Below are 20554 nucleotides of genomic sequence, written 5' to 3'. Positions count from 1 at the left end.
TCGGTGGCCCCGAGTTGACTGGGGGCATGGAAGCTTCCGCGGGGTTCTTCGATCAGGTCGTCACCGACCTCGACGAGCTGCTGCGGTCGAATGCTCCGGCCGTGTGGTCCGACGCGGAGCGGATCGAGACGCTGCGAGGCGCGGGCGAGGTGCTGCGGCGGGTCGAGGCGCTGGTGGTCGAGACGATCGCCTGTGCTGATCCCGATCTCGGTCAGCGATTCGGATGCCGGTCGACGAACGAGCTGGTGCAGCGGGCAGTGCGGACGGATGCTGCGGGGGCGTCGCGGATCGTGAAGGCGACGCGGCTGATGCGGCGGGAGACCGCGTTGACCGCAGGAACGCCGTTGCCGGGTGCATGGCCGCAGTTGCGGCGAGCGCTGCTCGACGGCGTGATCGGGGTGGCCGGTCTGCTGGCAGCGACGGGACCGGTGGAGCAGGCGGGGCTTCGCGTGGGCGGGGAGGACCGGTTGCGGGCGGATGCGGAGCTGGCGGCGCTCGCGCGCGGGTTCGCGTCGTCGGCGGAACAGGCGGAGGCGGAGGCGGGGCCGGCGCCGACCGTCGAGGATCTGCGGGTGTTCTCACAGGTGATCGTGGCGTATCTGGATCCGGATGGGGCGGAGCCCGAGCATGATCGGGCTACGCGGTCGCGGGGAGTGCGGTTGGGGCGGGTCACAGACGGGCTGGTCCCGATCCGTGGTGCTCTGCTGCCGGAGGTGGCGGGGCAGCTGCAACGCATCTGGGACGCGTACCTGAACCCGAAGGTCGACGGGCCGCCCGCGCCCCCGGTGTCGGGCGTCCGGTTCGCGCCGTCCGAGGCCGATCCGGAGTATCTCACCTCGGCCGAGGATGCGGCCGGGCGGATGCCGGAGAGCGCAGCCGACACCCGCTCCCGCGGCCAGTTGCAGCATGACGCTCTTGCGGCCGTACTCGGGATCGCGGCCCGCCACGACGACATGCCGCGCCTGGGCGGCGCGGCCCCGACCCTGGTCGTGTCGGTCACCGCGCAGGACTACGCCACCGGTCGCGGTTGGGCGCACATCGACGGCCTCGACACCGCCACCGGTGGGGCCGGTGCAGCCGGTGCGGCAGGTGGGGCCGGAGGAGCGGGTGCGTCCGGTGCGACGGCGCCGGTGTCGCTGGCCCGGCACACTGCGTGCGGGGGCACGATCCAGCGGGTGCTGTTCGATCCCGAGGGACGGATCATCGGCCTCGGGACCACGGAGCGCATCTTCACCGTCCATCAACGACGGGCGATCCTCCTCCGCGACCGGGAGTGCCTCATTCCCGGATGCCACGTGCCCGGGTCGTGGTGCGAGATCCACCACGTCACCGAGCACGCGCGAGGCGGACCGACGCACACCGACAACGGCGTCGCCCTGTGCTGGCACCACCACCGCACCCTCGACACCTCCGGATGGGAGATCCGCATCGACCGCGACACACCGATGGTCCGCGGACCCGCCTGGTGGGACCCCACCCGACGCTGGTGGAACCCGCATCCCCGGCCCGCCTTGGCCCGGAGCACACTCACCGGCTGACCACTGCGCGACGGCGTTCGGCTGGCATCCGGCGAGACGTTGGGGACAGCGAACGGCTCAGGACAGAGAACGGCTCAGGACAGAGAACGGCTCAGGACTGCGCGCCGTAGTCGGGGAGTTCCTGCAGGGTCCAGGTGTTGCCGTCGGGGTCGTCGAACCACACGAAGCGACCCCAGCCCAGGTCTTCCACTCCCCGGGTCTCCACGCCCTGCGCCGTCAGCTGCGCCTTCGCCTCTTCGGCGTCCGGCACGACGACCTGGATCGTCTTCTGCTGGCCCGGCTCGAGCGGGATGTCGAGCCCGGTGCCGAAGGCGATCGAGCAGGCCGAGCCGGGCGGCGTCATCTGCACGAAGCGCAGCCCCTCGGTCGGAGTCTGATCGTGATCGGGATGGAAGCCGATCTTCGTGTAGAACTCCTTCGAGCGGTCGACATCGCTCACCGGCACGAAGATGAGCTCGATCTTCCACGTCATGGCACGCACCTTTCCGGCGGGCGCCCTCGCCCGTCCGCGTCCACCGTAGACGCGGGCACGGACATCGCACCAGGGCGGAGCCGACCGGAATATCGGTCCGAGGGGTGCGCGCGTTCAGCCCGCCGAACGATCCGTGATCAGCTCGCCGGGAGGAATGCTCCGTCGAGGAACGCGGCCAGTTCGCCGACGCCGTCGAGCGGAAGCACGGCCGCCACATACTGGTCCGGTCGCACCACCACCACGACGCCGTCGCGCGACAGCTCGCGCGCCGCGAAGATGTCGGTCTCGGTCCACTTCGACGGCCCCGCGGCATACACCTTCTCCCAGTCGGTCAGGCCGAGCGGCCCCGTCTTCGGCTGGAAGAGATCGGGGGTCGAGGTGACCTCCACCTCTTCGTACGGCTGCTGATACACGGCCTTCACGTCGAACACCGCGTCGACGTCGGCATCCGACGGGGTGAACCGCGCGAACACCGGAGCCGCCTCGACCGCCCACGCGTCGAGCGTGGCACCCGTCCGATCTCCGAACGCGTAGACGCGCCACCGGCCGTCGGCCCTGGCGTGATGCCCGAGATGGATCGCGTTCCCGTCGCCCACGCGCACGACCTCCGCCGACTTGAACCTCTTCCCGATCGGGAACCCGACCGCGAGAGCCTGATAGGCGTCCGATCCCGTGACCATCGACGCCGTGTACTGCGTCATGAAGCCCGAAGGGAACTCCGCCGTCGCGAGGTAGTAGGTCGCGAGGTCGCCGGGGTCGGTGATCTCCGACGGCTTGCGTGCCATGAGGCTCGACCATTCCCGGTCGAAGTCGATCAGCTGCTGCGCGACCGGCCGACGCTCGGCCGAGTAGGTCGCGAGCAGAGACTCCGGTGCACGGCCGCTCAGCACCGAGCCGAGCTTCCAGCCGAGGTTGAAGCCGTCCTGCATCGAGACGTTCATGCCCTGACCCGCCTTCGCGCTGTGCGTGTGACAGGCATCTCCGGTGAGGAACACCCGCGGCGTCCGACCCGACCCGTCGATCACATCGTCGAAGCCGTCGGTCACCCGGTGCCCGACCTCGTAGACGCTGTGCCAGGCGACCTCCTTCACGTCGATCGAGTACGGATGCAGGATCGCATTGGCCTTGCGGATGATCTCCTCGATCGGCGTCTGCCGCACCCGATGATCGTCGTCGGCGGCGACCTCGCCGAGGTCGATGTACATGCGCGAGAGGTATCCCCCCTCGCGCGGGATGTGCAGGATGTTCCCGGCCTCGGAGTTGATCGCACACTTCGTCCGCCAATCGGGGAAGTCGGTGTTCACCAGCACGTCCATCACTCCCCAGGCGTGCGCCGCACTGGCCCCGACGTGCGTGCGGCCGATCGCCTGACGCACCCCGCTCCGCGCGCCGTCGCATCCGACGACGTACTTCGCCCGGATGGTGCGCTCCTCCCCTGCACGGTCCCCGGCCGAGAAGCGCACGCCGACCTCGACCGGATACTCGCGGTCGTGGTGCACCGTGAGACCGGCGAACTCGACGCCGTAGTCGGGCACGATCCGGCCCGGCCCGGCCGCCGCGGCCTCGGCGAAGTAGTCCAGCACCCGGGCCTGGTTGACGATGAGGTGCGGGAACTCGCAGATGTCGTAGGCGTAGTCGGCCGTGCGTGCGGTGCGGATGATCTCCGCCGGGTTCTCCGGGTCGGGGCTCCAGAAGTTCATCCACCCGATGTTGTACGCCTCCGCGACGATCCGCTCCGCGAATCCGAACGCCTGGAAGGTCTCGACACTGCGCGGCTGGATGCCGTCGGCCTGACCCAGCTTCAACCGCCCCTCGCGCCGCTCGATGATGCGCGTCGAGATCTCGGGGTACTGCGACATCTGCGCGGCGAGCAGCATGCCGGCCGGCCCCGAGCCCACGATGAGCACATCGACCTCGTCGGGGAGGTCGGCCGGCCGAGCGGCGCCGATCCCCGCGGCGTCGACGACGCGCGGATCGCCGGAGACATACCCGTGGTGGTGGAACTGCATCGTCGTCGATCCCTTCCGACTGCTGTGTCAGGCTGCGCGAGTGGAACGTCGACTTGCGCGAGCGAACCGCGCTGTTCTATATTCGAACACAACGTTCTACTATTGAACACATCGTATGCGCCGTCGCTGCCGAGTGCAAGGAGTCCTCCATGGCCGAACAGTCGCCGCCGGCGTCGCAGACACTGAGTCGCGGCATCCGGATCCTCGAGATCCTGGCCGACGCCGGACGTGCGCTCGCGATCGACGAGATCGCCGATCGCCTCGGCGTGCACCGCTCCATCGCGTACCGGCTGCTGCGCACACTCGAAGACCACGGCCTGATCGTGCGCGATGCTCGCGGCGCCGTCGGCCTCGGGGCACGCATGGCGGCGCTCGCCGCCGGCGTCGCACCCGACCTGCAGGCCGAGGCGCTTCCTGAACTCACCGCCGTCGCGAACGACCTGGGGATGACCTGCTTCCTCGCGGTCCTCGACGGCGACGACTGCATCACTCTGGCCAGCGTGGAGCCGCGGCACGCGATCGCGAGCGTGGCGCAGCGGCCCGGGGCCCGGCATCCCGTCACGGTGGGCGCCCCCGGAAAGGCGATCCTCGCCCAGATCGCCGCGACCGACTGGCCCTCCGGCGCCTCCCCCGATCTGCGACGCGATGTCGAGGTCAGCCGTCAGCGCGGCTACGCGACGAGCCACGACGAGGTGATCCCCACGGTTCAGTCGGTGGCGGCACCTCTCGCGCTGCGCGGACGGCGACCGTCGGCGATCGCCGTCGTGCACGTCGCCACCGATCTCGACGACGCGGCGATCGCCGCACGACTGCAGCGATCGGCATCCGTCATCCGAGAAGCGCTCGACGGCTGACGCGAAGCGCTCGACGGCTGACGCGAACGTTCGTCGTCAGCCGTCGAGCGCGAGCGAGGGCTCAGGCCTTGGCGACCCCGTAGATCGGGCTGACCGACTGCTCCTCCTCGTGGTCCGGCCCCAGCGGGATGCCCGACCGGTCGCGCAGCAGCAGCGTCGCGATGAGGCCGAGAACGGTCATGCCCGCCAGATACCAGGTGACCGCCTGGGTCGACCCCGTCGCCTGCACGAGGGCGGTCGCGATGGTGGGCGCGAACGCGCCGCCGGCGATGGCGCCGATCGCGTACGAGATCGAGACGCCCGAGAAGCGGATGCTGGCCGGGAAGAGCTCGGTGTACAGCGCTGCCTGCGGGCCGTAGGTGAATCCGAGGCCGATCGTGAGGATGGCGAGTCCGGCGAACAGCAGTCCGATCTCGCCGGTGTTGACCAGCGGGAACAGCGTGAACACGCCGACGAGCTGCATCGCCCAGCCGATGATGTAGGTCGTGCGACGCCCGATGCGGTCGCACACCCACCCGGCCAGCAACGTCGTCAGCAGCCAGGTCACCGCGGAGCCGGCGACGGCCCAGAGAACCGGACCCCGCTCGAGAGCCAGCGGCCCCTCGGGGTTGGTGGAGTAGTTCTGGATGTACCCGCCGGTGGTCATGTAGCCGACCGCGTTGTTGCCGGCGAACACGAACGCGGCGATGATCACGAGCAGGGCGTGCTTGCGGAACAGCTGCACGATCGGCATCCGCGCCTCCTCCTTGCGGGCGGCGAGCTCGGCGAACACCGGGCTCTCCTCGACGCGGCGACGAACGTAGTAGCCGACGAGGATCAGCACCACGCTCAGCAGGAACGGCACGCGCCACCCCCACGCGGTGAACTGCTCGCCCGGGGCGAGGGCCGTCATGAGGGCCATGACCCCCGACGCGAGAAGCAGGCCGAGCGGCACGCCGATCTGCGGCGAGGCGCCGAAGATCCCGCGCTTCTGCCGAGGAGCGTGCTCCACGGCCATGAGCACCGCGCCGCCCCACTCGCCTCCGGCGGAGATGCCCTGGATGATGCGCAGCAGCACCAGGAGCACGGGCGCCGTGACGCCGATCGCCTGATAGGTCGGGAGCACGCCGATGAGGGCGGTCGCGGCACCCATCAGGATGAGCGTCCACATGAGGACGGTCTTGCGGCCGAGCTTGTCGCCGAAGTGACCGGCGAGGAACGCCCCGAGGGGGCGGAAGAGGAAGCTGACACCGACCGTGGCGAAGGCGATCAGGGCGCTGTTCGCGCCCAGCGGCTCGAAGAAGAGCTGCCCGAAGACCAGCCCGACGGCCGTGGCGTAGATGAAGAAGTCGTACCACTCGACGGTGGTGCCGACGACGGTGGCGAAGACGACGCGGCGGCGATCGGCCGCGGTCGCGATGGTGCCGGTGGGCGTGAACCCATCCTGTGGCTGCCCGCTCATGGGGGTCTCCTTTGCTGGTGACGGCGTTGTCACGGCTCGCACGAGAGGGGATTCGATGTGCTTGCCGAGGGATGGACCGATGATATATGATTTCGGATACGACGCACACGGCGTCTTCCACGACACCCAGACGAGCGCGAGGAGGCGCACCGTGACGGACCAGATCGCCCGCCCCGGCAAGATCATCGCCATCCACCTGAGCTACGCCTCCCGTGCCGACCAGCGCGGCCGCCGTCCGGCATCCCCCTCGTACTTCTTCAAGCCGGCGAGCTCGGTCGGCGTCTCCGGCGGAACCGTCGAGCGACCCGCCGGCACCGAGCTCCTCGCTTTCGAGGGCGAGATCGCGCTCGTGATCGGAACGCCGGCGCGCCGCGTCGCGCTGGACGATGCCTGGTCGCACGTGGCCTGGGTCACCGCCGCGAACGATCTGGGACTCTACGACCTCCGCGCCAATGACAAGGGCTCGAACGTGCGCTCCAAAGGCGGCGACGGCTACACCCCCCTCGGCCCAGAGCTGATCGACGCGCGCACCGTCGACCCCGGCCGCCTCCGCGTGCGCGCCTGGGTCAACGAAGAGCTCCGTCAGGACGACACCACCGCCGGCCTCATCTTCCCCCTCGCTCAGCTCGTCGCCGACCTGTCGCAGCACTTCACGCTCGAGACGGGCGACGTGATCCTCACCGGGACCCCCGCCGGCTCCTCGGTCATCGTGCCCGGAGACGTCGTCGAGATCGAGGTCGACGCACCGGATGCCGCGGGCTCGCCGACCTCGGGCAGGCTCGTCACCACGGTGACGCAGGGCGACGTGCCGTTCGACGGCGAGCTCGGCTCCCTGCCGGCGGTCGACGACCTGCAGCGCACTGAGGCGTGGGGCTCGGCCCCTTCGACAGGCTCAGGGACCCCTTCGACAGGCTCAGGGACCCAGTCGGGTGAGACGCCGACGAACAGCTGGGTCGCTGAGCCCGTCGAAGCGTCCTCGACGCTGTCCCCCGAGCTCCGCGCCAAGCTCCTCGAGGCGCCGACGGCCGGACTCTCGGCACAGCTGCGCAAGCGCGGACACCACTCCTGCTTCATCGACGGCGTCACCGCGAACATCGCGGGCAGCAAGATCGTCGGAACGGCGAAGACGCTGCGCTTCGTGCCCTTCCGGGAAGACCTGTTCCGCTCCCACGGCGGCGGTTACAACGCGCAGAAGCGCGCCTTCGACGCGGTCGACGACGGTGAGGTCATCGTGATCGAGGCGCGGGGCGATGCGACCACCGGCACTCTCGGCGACATCCTCGCGCTCCGCGCCAGGGCCCGTGGCGCAGCCGGCGTCGTGACCGACGGCGGCGTGCGCGACTTCGACGCCGTCGCCGAGATCGGCCTTCCCGTGTTCTCGCAGGGCCCGCACCCGTCGGTCCTCGGCCGCAAGCACGTCCCGTGGGACGTCGACGTCACCGTCTCGTGCGGTGGAGCGACCGTGCAGCCCGGCGACGTCATCGTGGGCGACGGTGACGGCGTCGTCGTGATCCCGCCCCATCTCGTCGAGGAGGTCGTCGACGACGCCCTCGTCCAGGAGGTCGAGGACGCCTGGATCGCCGAGCAGGTCGCCGCGGGCCACCCCGTCGACGGGCTGTTCCCGATGAACGCCGACTGGCGCGCGAAGTACGAGGCGCAGACCGGCCCTTCGACGGGCTCAGGGACCCGACGATGACGACCGTGTCCGCCGCGAGCAAGTCGGAGCAGGCGTACGCCTGGATCCGATCGCGCATCGCCGGCCACGCCTTCGGCCCCGGCTACCGCCTGGTGCTCGGCTCGATCGCCGACGAGCTCGGCATGAGCGTGGTGCCCGTGCGCGAGGCGATCCGCCGGCTCGAAGCCGAGGGACTCGTGACCTTCGAGCGGAACGTCGGCGCGCGTGTGACGCTGGTCGACGAGAGCGAGTACGCGCACACCATGCAGACGCTCGGCCTGGTCGAGGGCGCGGCCACCGCCCTGTCGGCGCCCCTCCTCGACGACGACGCCCTCGCCGCCGCATCCGAGGTCAACGACCGCATGGAACGCCTGCTCGACCACTTCGACGCGCACGCCTTCACCGAGCTGAACCGCCGGTTCCACTCCGTGCTCTTCGAGCCGTGCCCGAACCCCCACCTGCTCGACCTCGTGCACCGGGGCTGGGCGCGACTGTCCGGCATCCGCGACTCCACCTTCGCCTACGTGCCGGGACGAGCGAATCACTCGGTCGAGGAGCACACGCAGATCCTCGAGCTGATCCGCGAGGGCGCCGACCCTCTCGAGATCGAGCTCGCCGCCCGAAACCACCGCTGGCGCACGAGGGACGCGTTCCTCGATGCGCTGCACCACCGTTCCGCCCACACCGGCACCCTCGACACCCCTGGAGACGTCTCATGACCGAGTCCCGCATCCCCGCCGACCTGCCCGACCACATCCAGCACTACATCGACGGGGCCTTCGTCGACTCGGTCGACGGCGACACCTTCGACGTGCTCGACCCCGTCACCAACCAGACCTACACGACGGCCGCCGCCGGCAAGAAGGCCGACATCGACCTCGCGGTCGCCGCCGCGAAGCGCGCCTTCGACGAGGGCCCCTGGCCGCGGATGCTGCCCCGCGAGCGCTCGCGGGTGCTGCATCGCATCGCCGACATCGTCGAATCCCGCGACGCCCGCCTGGCCGAGCTCGAGTCGTACGACTCGGGCCTGCCGATCACGCAGGCGCTCGGCCAGGCGCGTCGCGCGGCCGAGAACTTCCGCTTCTTCGCCGACCTGATCGTCGCGCAGGCCGACGACGCCTTCAAGGTGCCCGGTCGGCAGATGAACTACGTCAACCGCAAGCCGATCGGCGTCGCCGGGCTCATCACCCCCTGGAACACGCCCTTCATGCTCGAGTCGTGGAAGCTCGGCCCCGCCCTCGCCACGGGCAACACCGTCGTGCTCAAGCCCGCCGAGTTCACGCCCCTGTCGGCATCGCTCTGGGCGGGGATATTCGAGGAGGCCGGACTCCCGAAGGGCGTGTTCAACCTCGTGAACGGACTCGGCGAAGACGCGGGCGACGCCCTCGTGAAGCACCCCGACGTCCCGCTGATCTCGTTCACCGGCGAGAGCCGCACCGGGCAGATCATCTTCGGCAACGCTGCTCCCTTCCTGAAGGGGCTGTCGATGGAGCTCGGCGGCAAGTCTCCGGCGGTGGTGTTCGCGGATGCCGACCTCGAGGCCGCGGTCGATGCGACGATCTTCGGGGTCTTCTCCCTCAACGGCGAGCGGTGCACCGCCGGTTCCCGCATCATCGTCGAGCGGTCGATCTACGACGAGTTCGTCGAGCGCTACGCGGCGCAGGCGAAGCGCGTGAAGGTCGGCTTCCCCCACGACCCGGCGACCGAGGTCGGCGCGCTCGTGCACCCCGAGCACTACGACAAGGTCATGTCGTACATCGAGATCGGCAAGAGCGAGGCCCGCCTCGTCGCCGGCGGCGGCCGCGCTGAGGGTTTCGACGAGGGCAACTTCGTCGCCCCGACCGTGTTCGCCGACGTCTCCCCCGATGCACGCATCTTCCAGGAGGAGATCTTCGGCCCTGTCGTCGCGATCACCCCGTTCGACTCCGACGACGAGGCGCTCGCACTCGCGAACAACACGAAGTACGGCCTCGCGGCGTACATCTGGACCAACGACCTCAAGCGCGCGCACAACTTCGCGCAGTCGGTCGAGGCGGGCATGGTGTGGCTCAACAGCAACAACGTGCGCGACCTGCGCACCCCGTTCGGCGGCGTGAAGGCGTCGGGCCTCGGTCACGAGGGCGGCTACCGCTCGATCGACTTCTACACCGACCAGCAGAGCGTGCACATCACGCTCGGCCCGGCACACAACCCCACCTTCGGCAAGAACTGACCCGCCCCGAGACAGCAAGGACGCTGACATGACCGACCGCCACGACATGACCCTGACCTCCGCCGGCTACTACGTGAGCCAGGAGGCTCCGATCCGGAGCGAGAACCCCATCGCGACGCCCGCGAGCACCCCGCCCGACATCCTGCGGTGCGCGTACATGGAGCTCGTCGTCACCGATCTCGCCGCGTCGCGCGTCTTCTACGTCGACGTGCTCGGACTGTACGTGACCGAGGAGGACGATGAGGCGATCTACCTGCGCTCCACCGAGGAGTTCATCCATCACAACCTCGTCCTGCGCAAGGGGCCGGTCGCCGCGGTGGCCGCGTTCTCGTACCGCGTGCGCGAGCCGGCCGACCTCGATCGTGCCGCGGAGTTCTACACCGAGCTCGGATGCGACGTGCGCCGCAACCCGGAGGGGTTCGTGAAGGGCGTGGGCGATTCGGTGCGCGTCGTCGACCCCCTCGGCTTCCCGATCGAGTTCTTCCACCAGTCCGACCATGTCGAGCGGATGTCGTGGCGCTACGACCTGCACATCCCCGGCGAGCTCGTGCGCCTCGACCACTTCAATCAGGTCACCCCCGACGTGCCGCGTGCCGTGAAGTTCATGCAGGACCTCGGCTTCCGCGTCACCGAGGACATCCAGGACGAGGAGGGCACCGTCTACGCCGCCTGGATGCGGCGCAAGCCGACTGTGCACGACACCGCCATGACCGGCGGTGACGGACCCCGCATGCACCACGTGTGCTTCGCGACGCACGAGAAGCACAACATCCTCGCGATCTGCGACAAGCTCGGGGCGCTGCGCCGGTCCGACGCGATCGAGCGGGGCCCTGGCCGCCACGGCGTGAGCAACGCGTTCTACCTCTACCTGCGCGACCCCGACGGGCACCGCGTCGAGGTGTACACGCAGGACTACTACACCGGCGACCCCGACAACCCCGTCATCACGTGGGACGTGCACGACAACCAGCGCCGCGACTGGTGGGGCAACCCCGTCGTGCCGTCGTGGTACACGGACGCCTCCCTCGTGCTCGACCTCGACGGAAACCCCCAGCCGGTCACGGCCCGCACCGACAGCTCGGAGATGGCCGTCACGATCGGCGCCGACGGCTTCTCGTACACCCGGCCCGACGAGGGCGAGAAGAAGCTGGGCAACCAGCTGTAAGGAGATACGGATGCTGTCGCACGATGTCATCACGCAGATCGCGGCCGAGCTCGCGGAGGCTGACCGCACGCACGGCGTGATCCCCCGCATCACCGCCCGGTACCCCGACGCCACCATCGAGGACTCGTATGCGATCCAGGGGGTGTGGCGCGATGCGCAGATCGCCGCGGGGCGCCGTCTGGTGGGCCGCAAGATCGGCCTCACCTCGAAGGCGATGCAGCAGGCGACCGGCATCACCGAGCCCGACTACGGGGTGATGTTCGACGACACCGTGCACGACTCCGGTGCGGAGATCCCCGTCGAATACTTCTCCAACGTGCGCATCGAGGTGGAGCTCGCGTTCGTGCTGAAGCATCCGCTCGAGGGCCCCGGCTGCACGCTCGACGACGCCCTCGCCGCGATCGACTATGCCGTCCCCGCCCTCGAGGTGCTCAATTCGCACATCGAGCTCGAGGGCCGCACGATCGTCGACACGATCAGCGACAACGCGGCGTACGGCGCCATGGTGCTCGGTACCGAGCGCCGCCGCCCGGACGAGATCGACCTGCGGTGGGTGCCGGGGCTGCTGTACAAGAACGGCGAGATCGAGGAGACGGGCGTCGCCGCCGGCGTGCTCGGACACCCCGCCACGGGTGTCGCCTGGCTCGCGAACAAGTTCCATCAGCACGGCGCGCGCCTCGAAGAGGGAGAGATCATCCTGGCAGGATCGTTCACACGCCCGATGTGGGTGTCGCGCGGCGATGAGGTGCTGTGCGACTACGGACCGATGGGAACCATCACATGTCGCTTCGTCTAGACCCGTCGTTCCGGGAGGCTCTGGCGGCATCCGATCGTCCGCTCATCGGCATGTGGGCGTGCTCGGGCAGTCCGCTCGTGACCGAGGTCGCCGCCGGCTCCGGTCTCGACTGGCTGCTCATCGACATGGAGCACTCCGCGAACACCCTCGAGTCAGTGCTGCTCCAGCTGCAGGTCGTGGCCGCCTACCCGGTCACGCCCGTCGTGCGCGCGCCGTCCAACGACACCGTCGCGATCAAGCAGATCCTCGACCTCGGGGCCCAGAACCTGATCGTGCCGATGGTGTCGTCGGCAGACGAGGCCCGCGCAGCGGTCGCCGCCACCCGGTATCCGCCCGAGGGCGTGCGCGGGGTCGGCAGCGCCCTCGCCCGCAGCGCCCGATGGAATCGTGTCGATGGCTATCTTCAGGAGTCGGCGCGGCACACCTCGCTCACCGTGCAGATCGAGACGGTCGCGGGCGTGGCGGCGGCCACCGAGATCGCCGCGGTCGACGGGGTCGACGCGGTCTTCGTCGGCCCGTCCGACCTGTCGGCCTCGATGGGGCTGCTCGGTCAGCAGACGCATCCCGACGTCACCGCCGCCGTCCTCGAGGTCTTCGCCGCGGTCCGGGCTGCGGGCACGGCGGTCGGCGTCAACGCCTTCGACCCGGCCGCGGCCGACGCCTATGTCGCCGCCGGAGCCGACTTCGTGGCGGTGGGGGCCGACGTGGCGCTCCTCGCGCGGGCGTCCGAGCAGCTGGCGGCCCGCTTCGTCGCCGCCGACGGCAGCGAGCGCGCCAGCTACTGAGCCCGACGCCCCGCCGACGTCCGTGGAAGGATGGGCGGATGCGCAGCAGCGGGTGGAGGTCGTGATGCGCGGGCTCGCCGCCATGCAGGATCGCAACTTCCGCTGGTTCTTCGCAGCCCGCGCGATCACCATGATCACGGGCTCGATGTCATCGATCGCGCTGGCGTTCGCGGTGCTCGAGATCGACAACGACGCCCGCTCGCTCTCGGTCGTCCTGGCGGCCTTCACCATCAGCAACATCGTGTTCCTCCTCTTCGGCGGCGTGGTGGCCGATCGGCTTCCGAGAGCGCTGATCATCCAGGTCTGCTACGTGATCGACATCCTCTCGATCGGTGCGATGGCGGCTCTGCTGTTCACCGGGACGGCGACCGTCCCCCTGCTGGTGCTGCTCTCGGTCGTGAACGGCGCGTCGAGCGCGTTCGTCCTTCCGGCGATGCAGGGCATCATCCCTCAACTGACGACTCCCGAGAATCTGCAGCAGGCGAATGCCATGCTGTCGTTCGTCCGCTCGGCGGTCACCATCGGCGGCCCGATCATCGCCGGGATCGTCGTCGCCTCGGCCGGTCCGGCCTGGGCGATGCTCGTGCAGGCTGTCGGCTGGCTCATCGCGATCCCGGTGCTCGCCCTCGTCACGCTGCCGCCGCCCGCACACGGAGGAGGCACCTCGATGTTCCACGACCTCCGCGCGGGGTGGGACGAGTTCTGGAGCCGTCCGTGGCTGTGGACGATCGTGATCGCCTTCATGGTGATGAACGCGATCCACGTCGGCGCCTGGGGCGTGGTGGGTCCGTACATCGCCAAGAACAACGATCTGCTCGGCATCGCCGGCTGGGGCTGGGTGGTCAGCGCCGAGGGTGTGGGCGTGCTGCTGATGACGCTGATCCTGCTGTGGTTCCCGCTCCGTCGCCCCTTGCGCTACGGGATGATCGGCATGGCGGCCTTCGCGATACCCGTGACGGTGCTCGGCGTCCACCCGGCGGTGGTGCTGCTCGTGATCGCCGCCTTCATCGCGGGCGCCGGCATGGAGGTCTTCAGCACGGGCTGGAACGTGGCGATGATGGAGAACGTCCCCGGCGAGCGCCTCTCGCGGGTCTCGAGCTACGACATGCTGGGAAGCTGGGTGGCGATCCCCGTCGGCACGCTGGTCTTCGGCTGGCTCATCACCCATGCGGATGCCGCCACCGTGCTGCTCGCATCGGGAGCGGTGTATGCGGCCGCCGCCCTCATCACGCTGTTCGTGCCGAGCGTGTGGCGGATGGGACGCCCCGTCGGCGCCCTCCCGCCGGGAGCCTGACCCTGGCGTATTCATAGCTAGCCGGGCGAGACTGTTCCTCATGACCTTCCCCGCGCTCCAGCCGCTCGCCGATCGTGCCGCCCTGTTCACCGCGCTCCGTCAGGACGCCCTGACCGCCGCCGCCGACGCGCTCGGTGAGCACCGCTGGGACGCCGACCTGACGGCGGGGACCCTGACCTTCACGGCGAACGACGACCCCTCGCGCCGGCTCGTCGCGCGTGCGCACCTCATCGCGACGATCGCGCCCGGGCCGCGTTCGCTGCTGTGGGCGTGGGCGCATCCGCAGGGCGATCCCCAGGGAGTCGCCGGGCAGCTGCACGCGTACGGCACCCAGCACGGGCTCACCGACCTGACGACCGCCGAGGTTCCCTTCCCGGCCGACGCCTCGGGCGACGAGGAATGGATCGCTCGAGCAGCCCACGTCGTTGGCGGCGTCGCGGTGGAACTGACCGGACGCTCGCCGTACTACTCCGCGCCGGTGGGCGGCGGCACGCGAGCGGTCTTCCTGCTCGACGCTCCGCTCCCCCCGCTCACAGTGGCCGACGCGGTCATCGCGCTTCCGCGCATCCTCTCCGGCATGGCGCTCCCCGATGCCCGCACGTCGGTCTGGGACCTCGCCCGCCTCGCCGGCTGGACGCTGACCTGGACGGACGACGCGTTCAGCGGCGCCACCGTGACCGACGCATCCGGTTCGGCGGTCTTCCGCTTCGACGAGCAGGCGCGCATCGCGGGCATCGAGAGCACGCTCGCCGCTCGCTGAGGCTGAACGCACCTCGCTGAGACGGCACGTACGTCGCAGAAAAGCCCGAACGTCGCAGGAATCCGCGGATTTCCTGCGACGTTCGCGTCGTTCTCCGACGGTGACGGCGACGAGCGGATGCCGTCAGGCGAGCCGCTCGGCCGCCTCGACCACATTCGTCATGAGCAGGGCGACGGTCATCGGTCCGACACCGCCGGGGTTCGGCGACACGAAGCCCGCGACCTCGGCCACGTCGGGATGCACGTCGCCGAAGACGAGGCTCTTCCCCGTCTCGGGATCGCTCTCGCGCGTGACGCCCACGTCGAGCACGGCTGCTCCCGGCTTGACGTCTTCGGCACGGATCAGGTGCTTCACCCCCGCCGCGGCCACGATCACGTCGGCCTCGCGCAGGTAGCGCGGCATGTCGACCGTGCCCGTGTGGGTGAGCGTGACGGTCGCGTTGAGGTCGCGCCGCGTGAGCAGCAGGCCGATCGAGCGACCGATCGTCACGCCGCGGCCGACGACGACCACGTGCTTGCCCTGCAGGTCGTACCCGTTGCGCAGCAGCAGCTCGATGACGCCGCGCGGCGTGCACGGAAGCGGGGTGTGGATCGGGCTGTTGACGTTGAGCACGAGCCGGCCGAGGTTCGTCGGGTGCAGCCCGTCGGCATCCTTCGCCGGATCGATGCGCTCGAGGATCGCGTCGGTGTCGATGTGCTTCGGCAGCGGCAACTGGACGATGTAGCCGTGGCAGCTGTCATCGGCGTTGAGCTCGTCGATCAGCGCCTCGACGTCGGCCTGCGTCGCGTCGGCCGGCAGCTCGCGCTGGATCGAGTTCATGCCGATGGCCTCGGACTGCCGGTGCTTCATCCCGACGTACAGCTGCGATGCCGGGTCGGCGCCCACCAGCACCGTGGCGATGCCGGGGACGATGCCCCTCTCCTTCAGCGCGGCGACCCGCTCGGCCAGTTCGGCCTTGATCGCGGCCGATGTCGCCTTGCCGTCGAGGATCGCCGCGGTCACTGCTGCAGGTCCGGGTAGAGCGGGAAGGCCGCGGCGAGCGCGTCGACCCGCGCACGAAGGGCCTCGACGTCCGCACCCGGCTGCAGCGCGAGCGCGATGATGTCGGCGACCTCGGTGAACTCGGCGTCGCCGAAGCCTCGGGTCGCGAGGGCGGGCGTGCCGATCCGCAGGCCGGAGGTGACCATCGGCGGACGCGGGTCGTTCGGCACCGCGTTGCGGTTGACCGTGATGTGGATGTCGTGCAGCAGGTCCTCGGCCTGCTTGCCGTCGATCTCGGCGTCGCGCAGATCGACGAGCACGAGGTGCACGTCGGTGCCGCCCGAACGCACGCCGATCCCGGCATCCTTCACATCCTGCTGCGTGAGACGCTCGGCGATGAGGGCCGCACCGCGGACGGTGCGCTCCTGGCGCTCCGCGAACTCCGGCGTGGCGGCGAGCTTGAACGCCGTCGCCTTGGCCGCGATCACGTGCATGAGCGGACCGCCCTGCTGGCCCGGGAAGACGGCCGAATTGATCTTCTTGGCGATGTCGGCGTCGTTGGTGAGGATGAAGCCCGAGCGCGGACCGCCGATCGTCTTGTGCACGGTCGACGAGACCACGTGCGCGTGGGGCACGGGGTTGGGATGGAGGCCTGCCGCCACGAGCCCGGCGAAGTGCGCCATGTCGACCCAGAGCAGGGCGCCGACCTCGTCGGCGATCGCCCGGAAGGCAGCGAAGTCGAGCGTGCGCGGGTAGGCCGACCACCCGGCGATGATGACCTTGGGCTTGTGCTCGAGGGCGAGCCGACGCACCTCGTCCATGTCGATGGTCGACGTCTCGGGGTTCACGCCGTAGGCGACGATGTCGTAGAGGCGGCCGGAGAAGTTGATCTTCATGCCGTGCGTGAGGTGGCCGCCGTGGTCGAGCGACAGACCGAGGAGCGTGTCGCCCGGGCGGGCGATCGCGTGCAGCACGGCGGCGTTCGCCGAGGCGCCGGAGTGGGGCTGCACGTTGGCGAACTCGGCGCCGAACAGGCTCTTCGCGCGTTCGATCGCCAGCGACTCCGCGACGTCGACCTCTTCGCAGCCGCCGTAGTAGCGGCGGCCCGGGTAGCCCTCGGCATACTTGTTCGTGAGCACCGAGCCCTGGGACTGCAGTACCGAGACGGGGACGAAGTTCTCGGATGCGATCATCTCGAGGAACGTCTGCTGGCGCGCGAGCTCCCGGTCGAGGACCTGGGCGATCTCGGGATCGACCTCGGCGAGCGGGGCGTTGAAGTAACGGTCGGTCATGGTGACGGGCTCCTCTGACGACGGATTCGAAGGGGTTCTCTCATCGGCCCAGGCGCGCGGTCGAATTCCGTGGTCGGTCGCTCCCCGGTGGTGACCCACCCAGACGCCAGTCGCGACCGTTCGAGCATAGCGGATTCCCTCTGGGCTCCACGCCGAGCGCGGGGTAGGTTTTGTTCATGGTCCTACCACTTCCCCTCCCGCTCGTCCCCGCCCCCGTTTCGGTCGTCGCCGGCGACGGCCGACTGCCCCTCACCGCGACGATGCGCGTCTCCGGCCCGTCCGTCGCCGCCGACCAGCTGGCCTCGGCGGTGGAGCGTCGCTCCGGCATCCGCCTGTCCGCCGCAGAGGGCGGCGAAGCCGAGATCCGGCTGCGCGTCGATCCGGCGATCTCGGCCGCCGAGGGGTACGCGCTGACGGTCGCCGACGACGTCGAGATCGTCGGGGCCGACGACGCCGGACTCTTCTACGGCGTGCAGACGCTGCTGCAGCTGCTCCGCGAGGACGACGGCGGCTGGGGCTTCCTCCGGGCGGAGGTCGCCGACCAGCCGCGCTTCGGCCGGCGCGGTGTCATGCTCGACGTCGCACGCCACTTCTTCGACGTCGACGAGGTGAAGTCGTTCATCGACAGCACCAGCGCCCTCAAGTTCAACCACCTGCACCTGCATCTCAGCGACGACCAGGGCTGGCGCATCCACATCGACGCCTGGCCCAAGCTCACCGAGCTCTCGTCGGCGACGTCGGTCGACGGGCACCCTGGCGGCTTCTACACGAAGGACGACTATCGCGAGATCGTCGCGCACGCGGCATCCCGCCACATGGTCGTGATCCCCGAGATCGACCTCCCGGGCCACACGCACGCGATCGGGGTCGCCTATCCCGAGCTGGTCGAGGCCCCGGTGATCAGCGAGGGGCTCGCGGCCGAGTCGGAGCGGCTCGGCCAGGCGCTTCCCGTGCACGGCCGGACCTACACCGGGTGGGGGGTCGGCCATTCGAGCGTGCGCATCCACGAGGAGCGCACGTACGAGTTCGTGCGCGACGTCGTGCGCGAGATCGCCGAGCTCACCCCCGGGCCGTACATCCACATCGGCGGCGACGAGTCGCTGGGCACCCCGAAGGACGACTTCGACCTGTTCGCCGAGCGAGCCACGGCCATCGTGATCGAGGAGGGCAAGACGCCCGTCGCCTGGCACGAGATGGGCTCGGCGGACGGCATCGCCGAGGGGACCGTCGGGCAGTACTGGGGCATGAAGGTGCCGCGGGGCTCGCACACCGCCGAGGCCGCACACTTCGTCGAGCGCGGCGGGGCGCTGATCATGTCGGCGGCCGATGCCGCCTATCTCGACATGAAGTACACCGAGGACTACCCGCTCGGCCTGACGTGGGCGGCCGTGATCGACGTGCGCACGGCGTACGAGTGGGAGCCGACCGCCGTGCTGGCCGTGCCGGATGCCGCCATCCTCGGCATCGAGGCGCCGCTGTGGTCCGAGACGACTCGCACCCTCGGCGAGGTGGAACAGCTCGTCTTCCCCCGTGCCGCCGCGCATGCCGAGGTGGGCTGGTCGCCGCAGGAGGCGCCGGAGCGGAACTGGGAGTCGTTCCGCGTGCGGCTCGGCGCGCAGGCGCCGCTGTGGAAGGCTGAGGGGGTGGAATTCCACCCCGCAGACGAGATCCCCTGGAGCGACCGGTGAGCATCCTCTCCTCCGCGACCGGTTCGCTGGTCGTCCACTCCGCCCGCGTCGTCGACGGAGGACGCGTCGTCGACGACGGCTGGGTGCGCATCGTCGACGGGCGGGTCGCGGCCCGCGGCACGGGCGGCGACTGGGAGCCGGCCGACGAGGTGGTCGATGCCGCCGCCGTCGCCGGACCCGGCGCCGTGCTGACGCCGGGCTTCATCGACATCCACGGTCACGGCGGCGCGGGCGCCGCCTACGACGACGGAGCCGAGGCGATCCGGACCGGCCGCGCTCTGCATCGCGCGCACGGCACGACCCGTGCGGTCGTCTCCCTCGTCACCGCCCCGCTCGACGAGCTCGCCCGCAGCGCCGGCGCCGTCGCCGACCTGATGGAGACGGATGCCGACATCCTCGGCTCGCACCTGGAGGGGCCGTTCCTCGACCCGGGGCATCACGGCGCGCACGAGCCGTCGCTGCTGCGCCCTCCCGTGGCCGGCGACATCGATCGGCTGCTCGACGCCGGGCGCGGCACCATCCGGCAGGTGACCGTCGCCCCCGAGCTGCCCGGGGGGCTCGACGCGATCCGGCGGATCGTCGCGGCCGGCGCCGCCGCAGCCGTCGGCCACACCGATGCCGACGCGGCCATGGCGGTCGCGGCGTTCGAGGCTGGCGCGACGCTCCTCACGCATGCGTTCAACGCGATGCCCGGCATCCACCACCGCGCCCCCGGCCCCGTGCTCGCCGCCGCGGCCGACCACCGCGTCGTGCTCGAGGCGATCGCCGACGACGTTCACCTCGACCCGAGAGTGGTGAAGCTCGTCTTCGACGCGGCGCCCGGCCGCGTCGCGCTCATCACCGATGCCATGGCGGCGGCCGGCAGCGCCGACGGGCATTACGACCTGGGCGCCGTGAGCGTCACCGTCGAGAACGGCGTGGCACGCGCCGACGACACCGGATCGATCGCCGGCTCGACGCTCACGCAGGACTCGGCGCTGCGGCGGGCGGTGCGCGCCGGGGTGACGCTGCCGGAGGCGGTGCGCGCGCTGACCGAAACCCCGGCACGGGCGATCGGGTTCGGCGCCGTGCTCGGCGGCCTGCAGCCGGGGATGACGGGCGACGCGGTCCTCCTCGATGCGGAACTGCGCGTCGCGCGCGTCTGGGTGGGGCCGAGGCCGCTCGTCTAGCGAGCAGCACAGCGCGCGCGACGCGCAGCACTGCGCTCTCCGATCATCCTGTGGAGGGTGGGAGGCCGCCGGTCCCCAGATCAGCGGCCTCGCTCCCCCTCAGAGCGGGCGGCCGGGAACTCCTCCCCCGAGGCTCCCGACGCGCCCGACCGGTGCAGATACCCCTCGCACCGGCGCCGGAACCCCGCCCCCCGGAGGGGTTCACCATGGCTGTCTCTACGGGATGAGACGACGCAGGTCGCCGTTCATTACGCGACTTTCCGGAAATTTTCGGACTGCTCGGCGCCCGACTCCGAGAAAGACCCATTGATCGGGTCTTCTTCGCTCGGCATCCCGATGGCGGGAGTTCTGTGGGAGGACTGGCCCCCCGAGCGAAATCGGGAGAGAATGGAGAAGACGCGTGATGAGAGGCCCTCTCGCGCG

Annotated in this window: 17 protein-coding genes and 1 riboswitch; of the genes, 12 read left to right on the top strand and 5 right to left on the bottom strand. The window is 70.2% G+C overall.

Annotated elements, in window-relative coordinates; translation table 11 throughout:
• The first annotated feature begins 26 nt into the window (after positions 1 to 26).
• Positions 27 to 1538 carry an HNH endonuclease signature motif containing protein gene (locus tag AB3M90_RS02295; protein WP_412949690.1) on the top strand — a complete coding sequence of 504 codons (1512 nt, stop codon included), beginning with the start codon at positions 27 to 29 and terminating at the stop codon, positions 1536 to 1538.
• A gap of 91 nt (positions 1539 to 1629) precedes the next feature.
• On the opposite strand, the gene AB3M90_RS02290 is transcribed toward AB3M90_RS02295, so the two are convergent.
• Both AB3M90_RS02290 and AB3M90_RS02285 read right to left on the bottom strand, forming a co-directional pair.
• Positions 1630 to 2010: a VOC family protein gene (locus AB3M90_RS02290; RefSeq protein ID WP_412949689.1), complete on the bottom strand. Its 381-nt coding sequence runs from the start codon at positions 2008 to 2010 to the stop codon at positions 1630 to 1632.
• Positions 2011 to 2147: 137 nt separating this feature from the next.
• Positions 2148 to 4019 (bottom strand): FAD-dependent monooxygenase, encoded by a 1872-nt coding sequence (locus AB3M90_RS02285; protein WP_412949688.1) that lies wholly within the window; start codon positions 4017 to 4019, stop codon positions 2148 to 2150.
• A gap of 149 nt (positions 4020 to 4168) precedes the next feature.
• Between AB3M90_RS02285 and AB3M90_RS02280 the strand changes: the two genes are divergently transcribed.
• On the top strand, positions 4169 to 4873 hold the full coding sequence (locus AB3M90_RS02280) for an IclR family transcriptional regulator (RefSeq protein ID WP_412949687.1): 705 nt from the start codon (positions 4169 to 4171) through the stop codon (positions 4871 to 4873).
• Between the two features lie 61 nt (positions 4874 to 4934).
• Here the strand turns inward: AB3M90_RS02280 and AB3M90_RS02275 are convergent, their stop codons facing one another.
• Complete coding sequence (locus AB3M90_RS02275) at positions 4935 to 6314, bottom strand: MFS transporter (protein WP_412949686.1); 1380 nt, start codon at positions 6312 to 6314, stop codon at positions 4935 to 4937.
• Positions 6315 to 6465: 151 nt separating this feature from the next.
• On the opposite strand from AB3M90_RS02275, the gene AB3M90_RS02270 reads away from it, so the two are divergent.
• The 8 genes from AB3M90_RS02270 to AB3M90_RS02235 are packed head-to-tail and all read left to right on the top strand — an operon-like array spanning position 6466 to position 15001.
• Positions 6466 to 8010: a fumarylacetoacetate hydrolase family protein gene (locus AB3M90_RS02270; RefSeq protein ID WP_412949685.1), complete on the top strand. Its 1545-nt coding sequence runs from the start codon at positions 6466 to 6468 to the stop codon at positions 8008 to 8010.
• The gene (locus AB3M90_RS02265; RefSeq protein ID WP_412949684.1) at positions 8007 to 8708 is read left to right on the top strand and encodes a GntR family transcriptional regulator; all 702 of its coding nucleotides are present in this window, start codon (positions 8007 to 8009) and stop codon (positions 8706 to 8708) included. The genes AB3M90_RS02270 and AB3M90_RS02265 overlap by 4 nt, the downstream gene beginning before the upstream one ends.
• The gene (gene hpaE, locus AB3M90_RS02260) at positions 8705 to 10201 is read left to right on the top strand and encodes a 5-carboxymethyl-2-hydroxymuconate semialdehyde dehydrogenase (protein ID WP_412949683.1); all 1497 of its coding nucleotides are present in this window, start codon (positions 8705 to 8707) and stop codon (positions 10199 to 10201) included. The genes AB3M90_RS02265 and hpaE overlap by 4 nt, the downstream gene beginning before the upstream one ends.
• A 28-nt stretch (positions 10202 to 10229) precedes the next feature.
• Positions 10230 to 11366 carry a 3,4-dihydroxyphenylacetate 2,3-dioxygenase gene (gene hpaD / locus AB3M90_RS02255; protein ID WP_412949681.1) on the top strand — a complete coding sequence of 379 codons (1137 nt, stop codon included), beginning with the start codon at positions 10230 to 10232 and terminating at the stop codon, positions 11364 to 11366.
• A 10-nt stretch (positions 11367 to 11376) separates the two neighbouring features.
• A complete protein-coding gene (locus tag AB3M90_RS02250; RefSeq protein WP_412949680.1) occupies positions 11377 to 12162 on the top strand; it encodes a 2-keto-4-pentenoate hydratase in 786 nt (261 codons plus the stop codon).
• Positions 12147 to 12947 (top strand): HpcH/HpaI aldolase family protein, encoded by an 801-nt coding sequence (locus tag AB3M90_RS02245; RefSeq protein ID WP_412949679.1) that lies wholly within the window; start codon positions 12147 to 12149, stop codon positions 12945 to 12947. The genes AB3M90_RS02250 and AB3M90_RS02245 overlap by 16 nt, the downstream gene beginning before the upstream one ends.
• A 22-nt stretch (positions 12948 to 12969) precedes the next feature.
• A complete protein-coding gene (locus AB3M90_RS02240; RefSeq protein ID WP_412949678.1) occupies positions 12970 to 14241 on the top strand; it encodes an MFS transporter in 1272 nt (423 codons plus the stop codon).
• 40 nt (positions 14242 to 14281) lie between these two features.
• Positions 14282 to 15001: a DUF6882 domain-containing protein gene (locus tag AB3M90_RS02235; RefSeq protein ID WP_412949677.1), complete on the top strand. Its 720-nt coding sequence runs from the start codon at positions 14282 to 14284 to the stop codon at positions 14999 to 15001.
• Between the two features lie 123 nt (positions 15002 to 15124).
• On the opposite strand, the gene AB3M90_RS02230 is transcribed toward AB3M90_RS02235, so the two are convergent.
• Positions 15125 to 16003: a bifunctional methylenetetrahydrofolate dehydrogenase/methenyltetrahydrofolate cyclohydrolase gene (locus tag AB3M90_RS02230; protein ID WP_412949676.1), complete on the bottom strand. Its 879-nt coding sequence runs from the start codon at positions 16001 to 16003 to the stop codon at positions 15125 to 15127.
• On the bottom strand, positions 16000 to 17274 hold the full coding sequence (gene glyA, locus AB3M90_RS02225) for a serine hydroxymethyltransferase (protein ID WP_412949675.1): 1275 nt from the start codon (positions 17272 to 17274) through the stop codon (positions 16000 to 16002). The genes AB3M90_RS02230 and glyA overlap by 4 nt, the downstream gene beginning before the upstream one ends.
• Before the next feature lie 39 nt (positions 17275 to 17313).
• Positions 17314 to 17398, bottom strand: a riboswitch (ZMP/ZTP riboswitch).
• Between the two features lie 52 nt (positions 17399 to 17450).
• Here glyA and AB3M90_RS02220 point away from each other — a divergent pair.
• Together AB3M90_RS02220 and nagA are read left to right on the top strand one after the other, a co-directional pair.
• Positions 17451 to 18962, top strand: coding sequence for a beta-N-acetylhexosaminidase (locus tag AB3M90_RS02220; RefSeq protein ID WP_412949673.1), 1512 nt, complete (start codon positions 17451 to 17453; stop codon positions 18960 to 18962).
• Positions 18959 to 20131: an N-acetylglucosamine-6-phosphate deacetylase gene (gene nagA, locus AB3M90_RS02215; RefSeq protein WP_412949672.1), complete on the top strand. Its 1173-nt coding sequence runs from the start codon at positions 18959 to 18961 to the stop codon at positions 20129 to 20131. The genes AB3M90_RS02220 and nagA overlap by 4 nt, the downstream gene beginning before the upstream one ends.
• Positions 20132 to 20554: the final 423 nt, after the last annotated feature.

Origin of the sequence: Microbacterium martis (assembly GCF_047246685.1) — a bacterium.
Classification (GTDB): domain Bacteria; phylum Actinomycetota; class Actinomycetes; order Actinomycetales; family Microbacteriaceae; genus Microbacterium.
Note: the sequence above shows the minus strand (reverse complement) of the source record. Positions and strands in the feature narration are given on the sequence as shown.

Bases quoted from the DNA above. Each gene is read 5' to 3' on its own strand.
- AB3M90_RS02295 (WP_412949690.1), top strand. From the start codon at position 27: ATGGAAGCTTCCGCGGGGTTCTTCGATCAGGTCGTCACCGACCTCGAC.
- AB3M90_RS02290 (WP_412949689.1), bottom strand. From the start codon at position 2,010: ATGACGTGGAAGATCGAGCTCATCTTCGTGCCGGTGAGCGATGTCGAC.
- AB3M90_RS02285 (WP_412949688.1), bottom strand. From the start codon at position 4,019: ATGCAGTTCCACCACCACGGGTATGTCTCCGGCGATCCGCGCGTCGTC.
- AB3M90_RS02280 (WP_412949687.1), top strand. From the start codon at position 4,169: ATGGCCGAACAGTCGCCGCCGGCGTCGCAGACACTGAGTCGCGGCATC.
- AB3M90_RS02275 (WP_412949686.1), bottom strand. From the start codon at position 6,314: ATGAGCGGGCAGCCACAGGATGGGTTCACGCCCACCGGCACCATCGCG.
- AB3M90_RS02265 (WP_412949684.1), top strand. From the start codon at position 8,007: ATGACGACCGTGTCCGCCGCGAGCAAGTCGGAGCAGGCGTACGCCTGG.
- hpaE (WP_412949683.1), top strand. From the start codon at position 8,705: ATGACCGAGTCCCGCATCCCCGCCGACCTGCCCGACCACATCCAGCAC.
- hpaD (WP_412949681.1), top strand. From the start codon at position 10,230: ATGACCGACCGCCACGACATGACCCTGACCTCCGCCGGCTACTACGTG.
- AB3M90_RS02250 (WP_412949680.1), top strand. From the start codon at position 11,377: ATGCTGTCGCACGATGTCATCACGCAGATCGCGGCCGAGCTCGCGGAG.
- AB3M90_RS02245 (WP_412949679.1), top strand. From the start codon at position 12,147: ATGTCGCTTCGTCTAGACCCGTCGTTCCGGGAGGCTCTGGCGGCATCC.
- AB3M90_RS02235 (WP_412949677.1), top strand. From the start codon at position 14,282: ATGACCTTCCCCGCGCTCCAGCCGCTCGCCGATCGTGCCGCCCTGTTC.
- glyA (WP_412949675.1), bottom strand. From the start codon at position 17,274: ATGACCGACCGTTACTTCAACGCCCCGCTCGCCGAGGTCGATCCCGAG.
- AB3M90_RS02220 (WP_412949673.1), top strand. From the start codon at position 17,451: ATGGTCCTACCACTTCCCCTCCCGCTCGTCCCCGCCCCCGTTTCGGTC.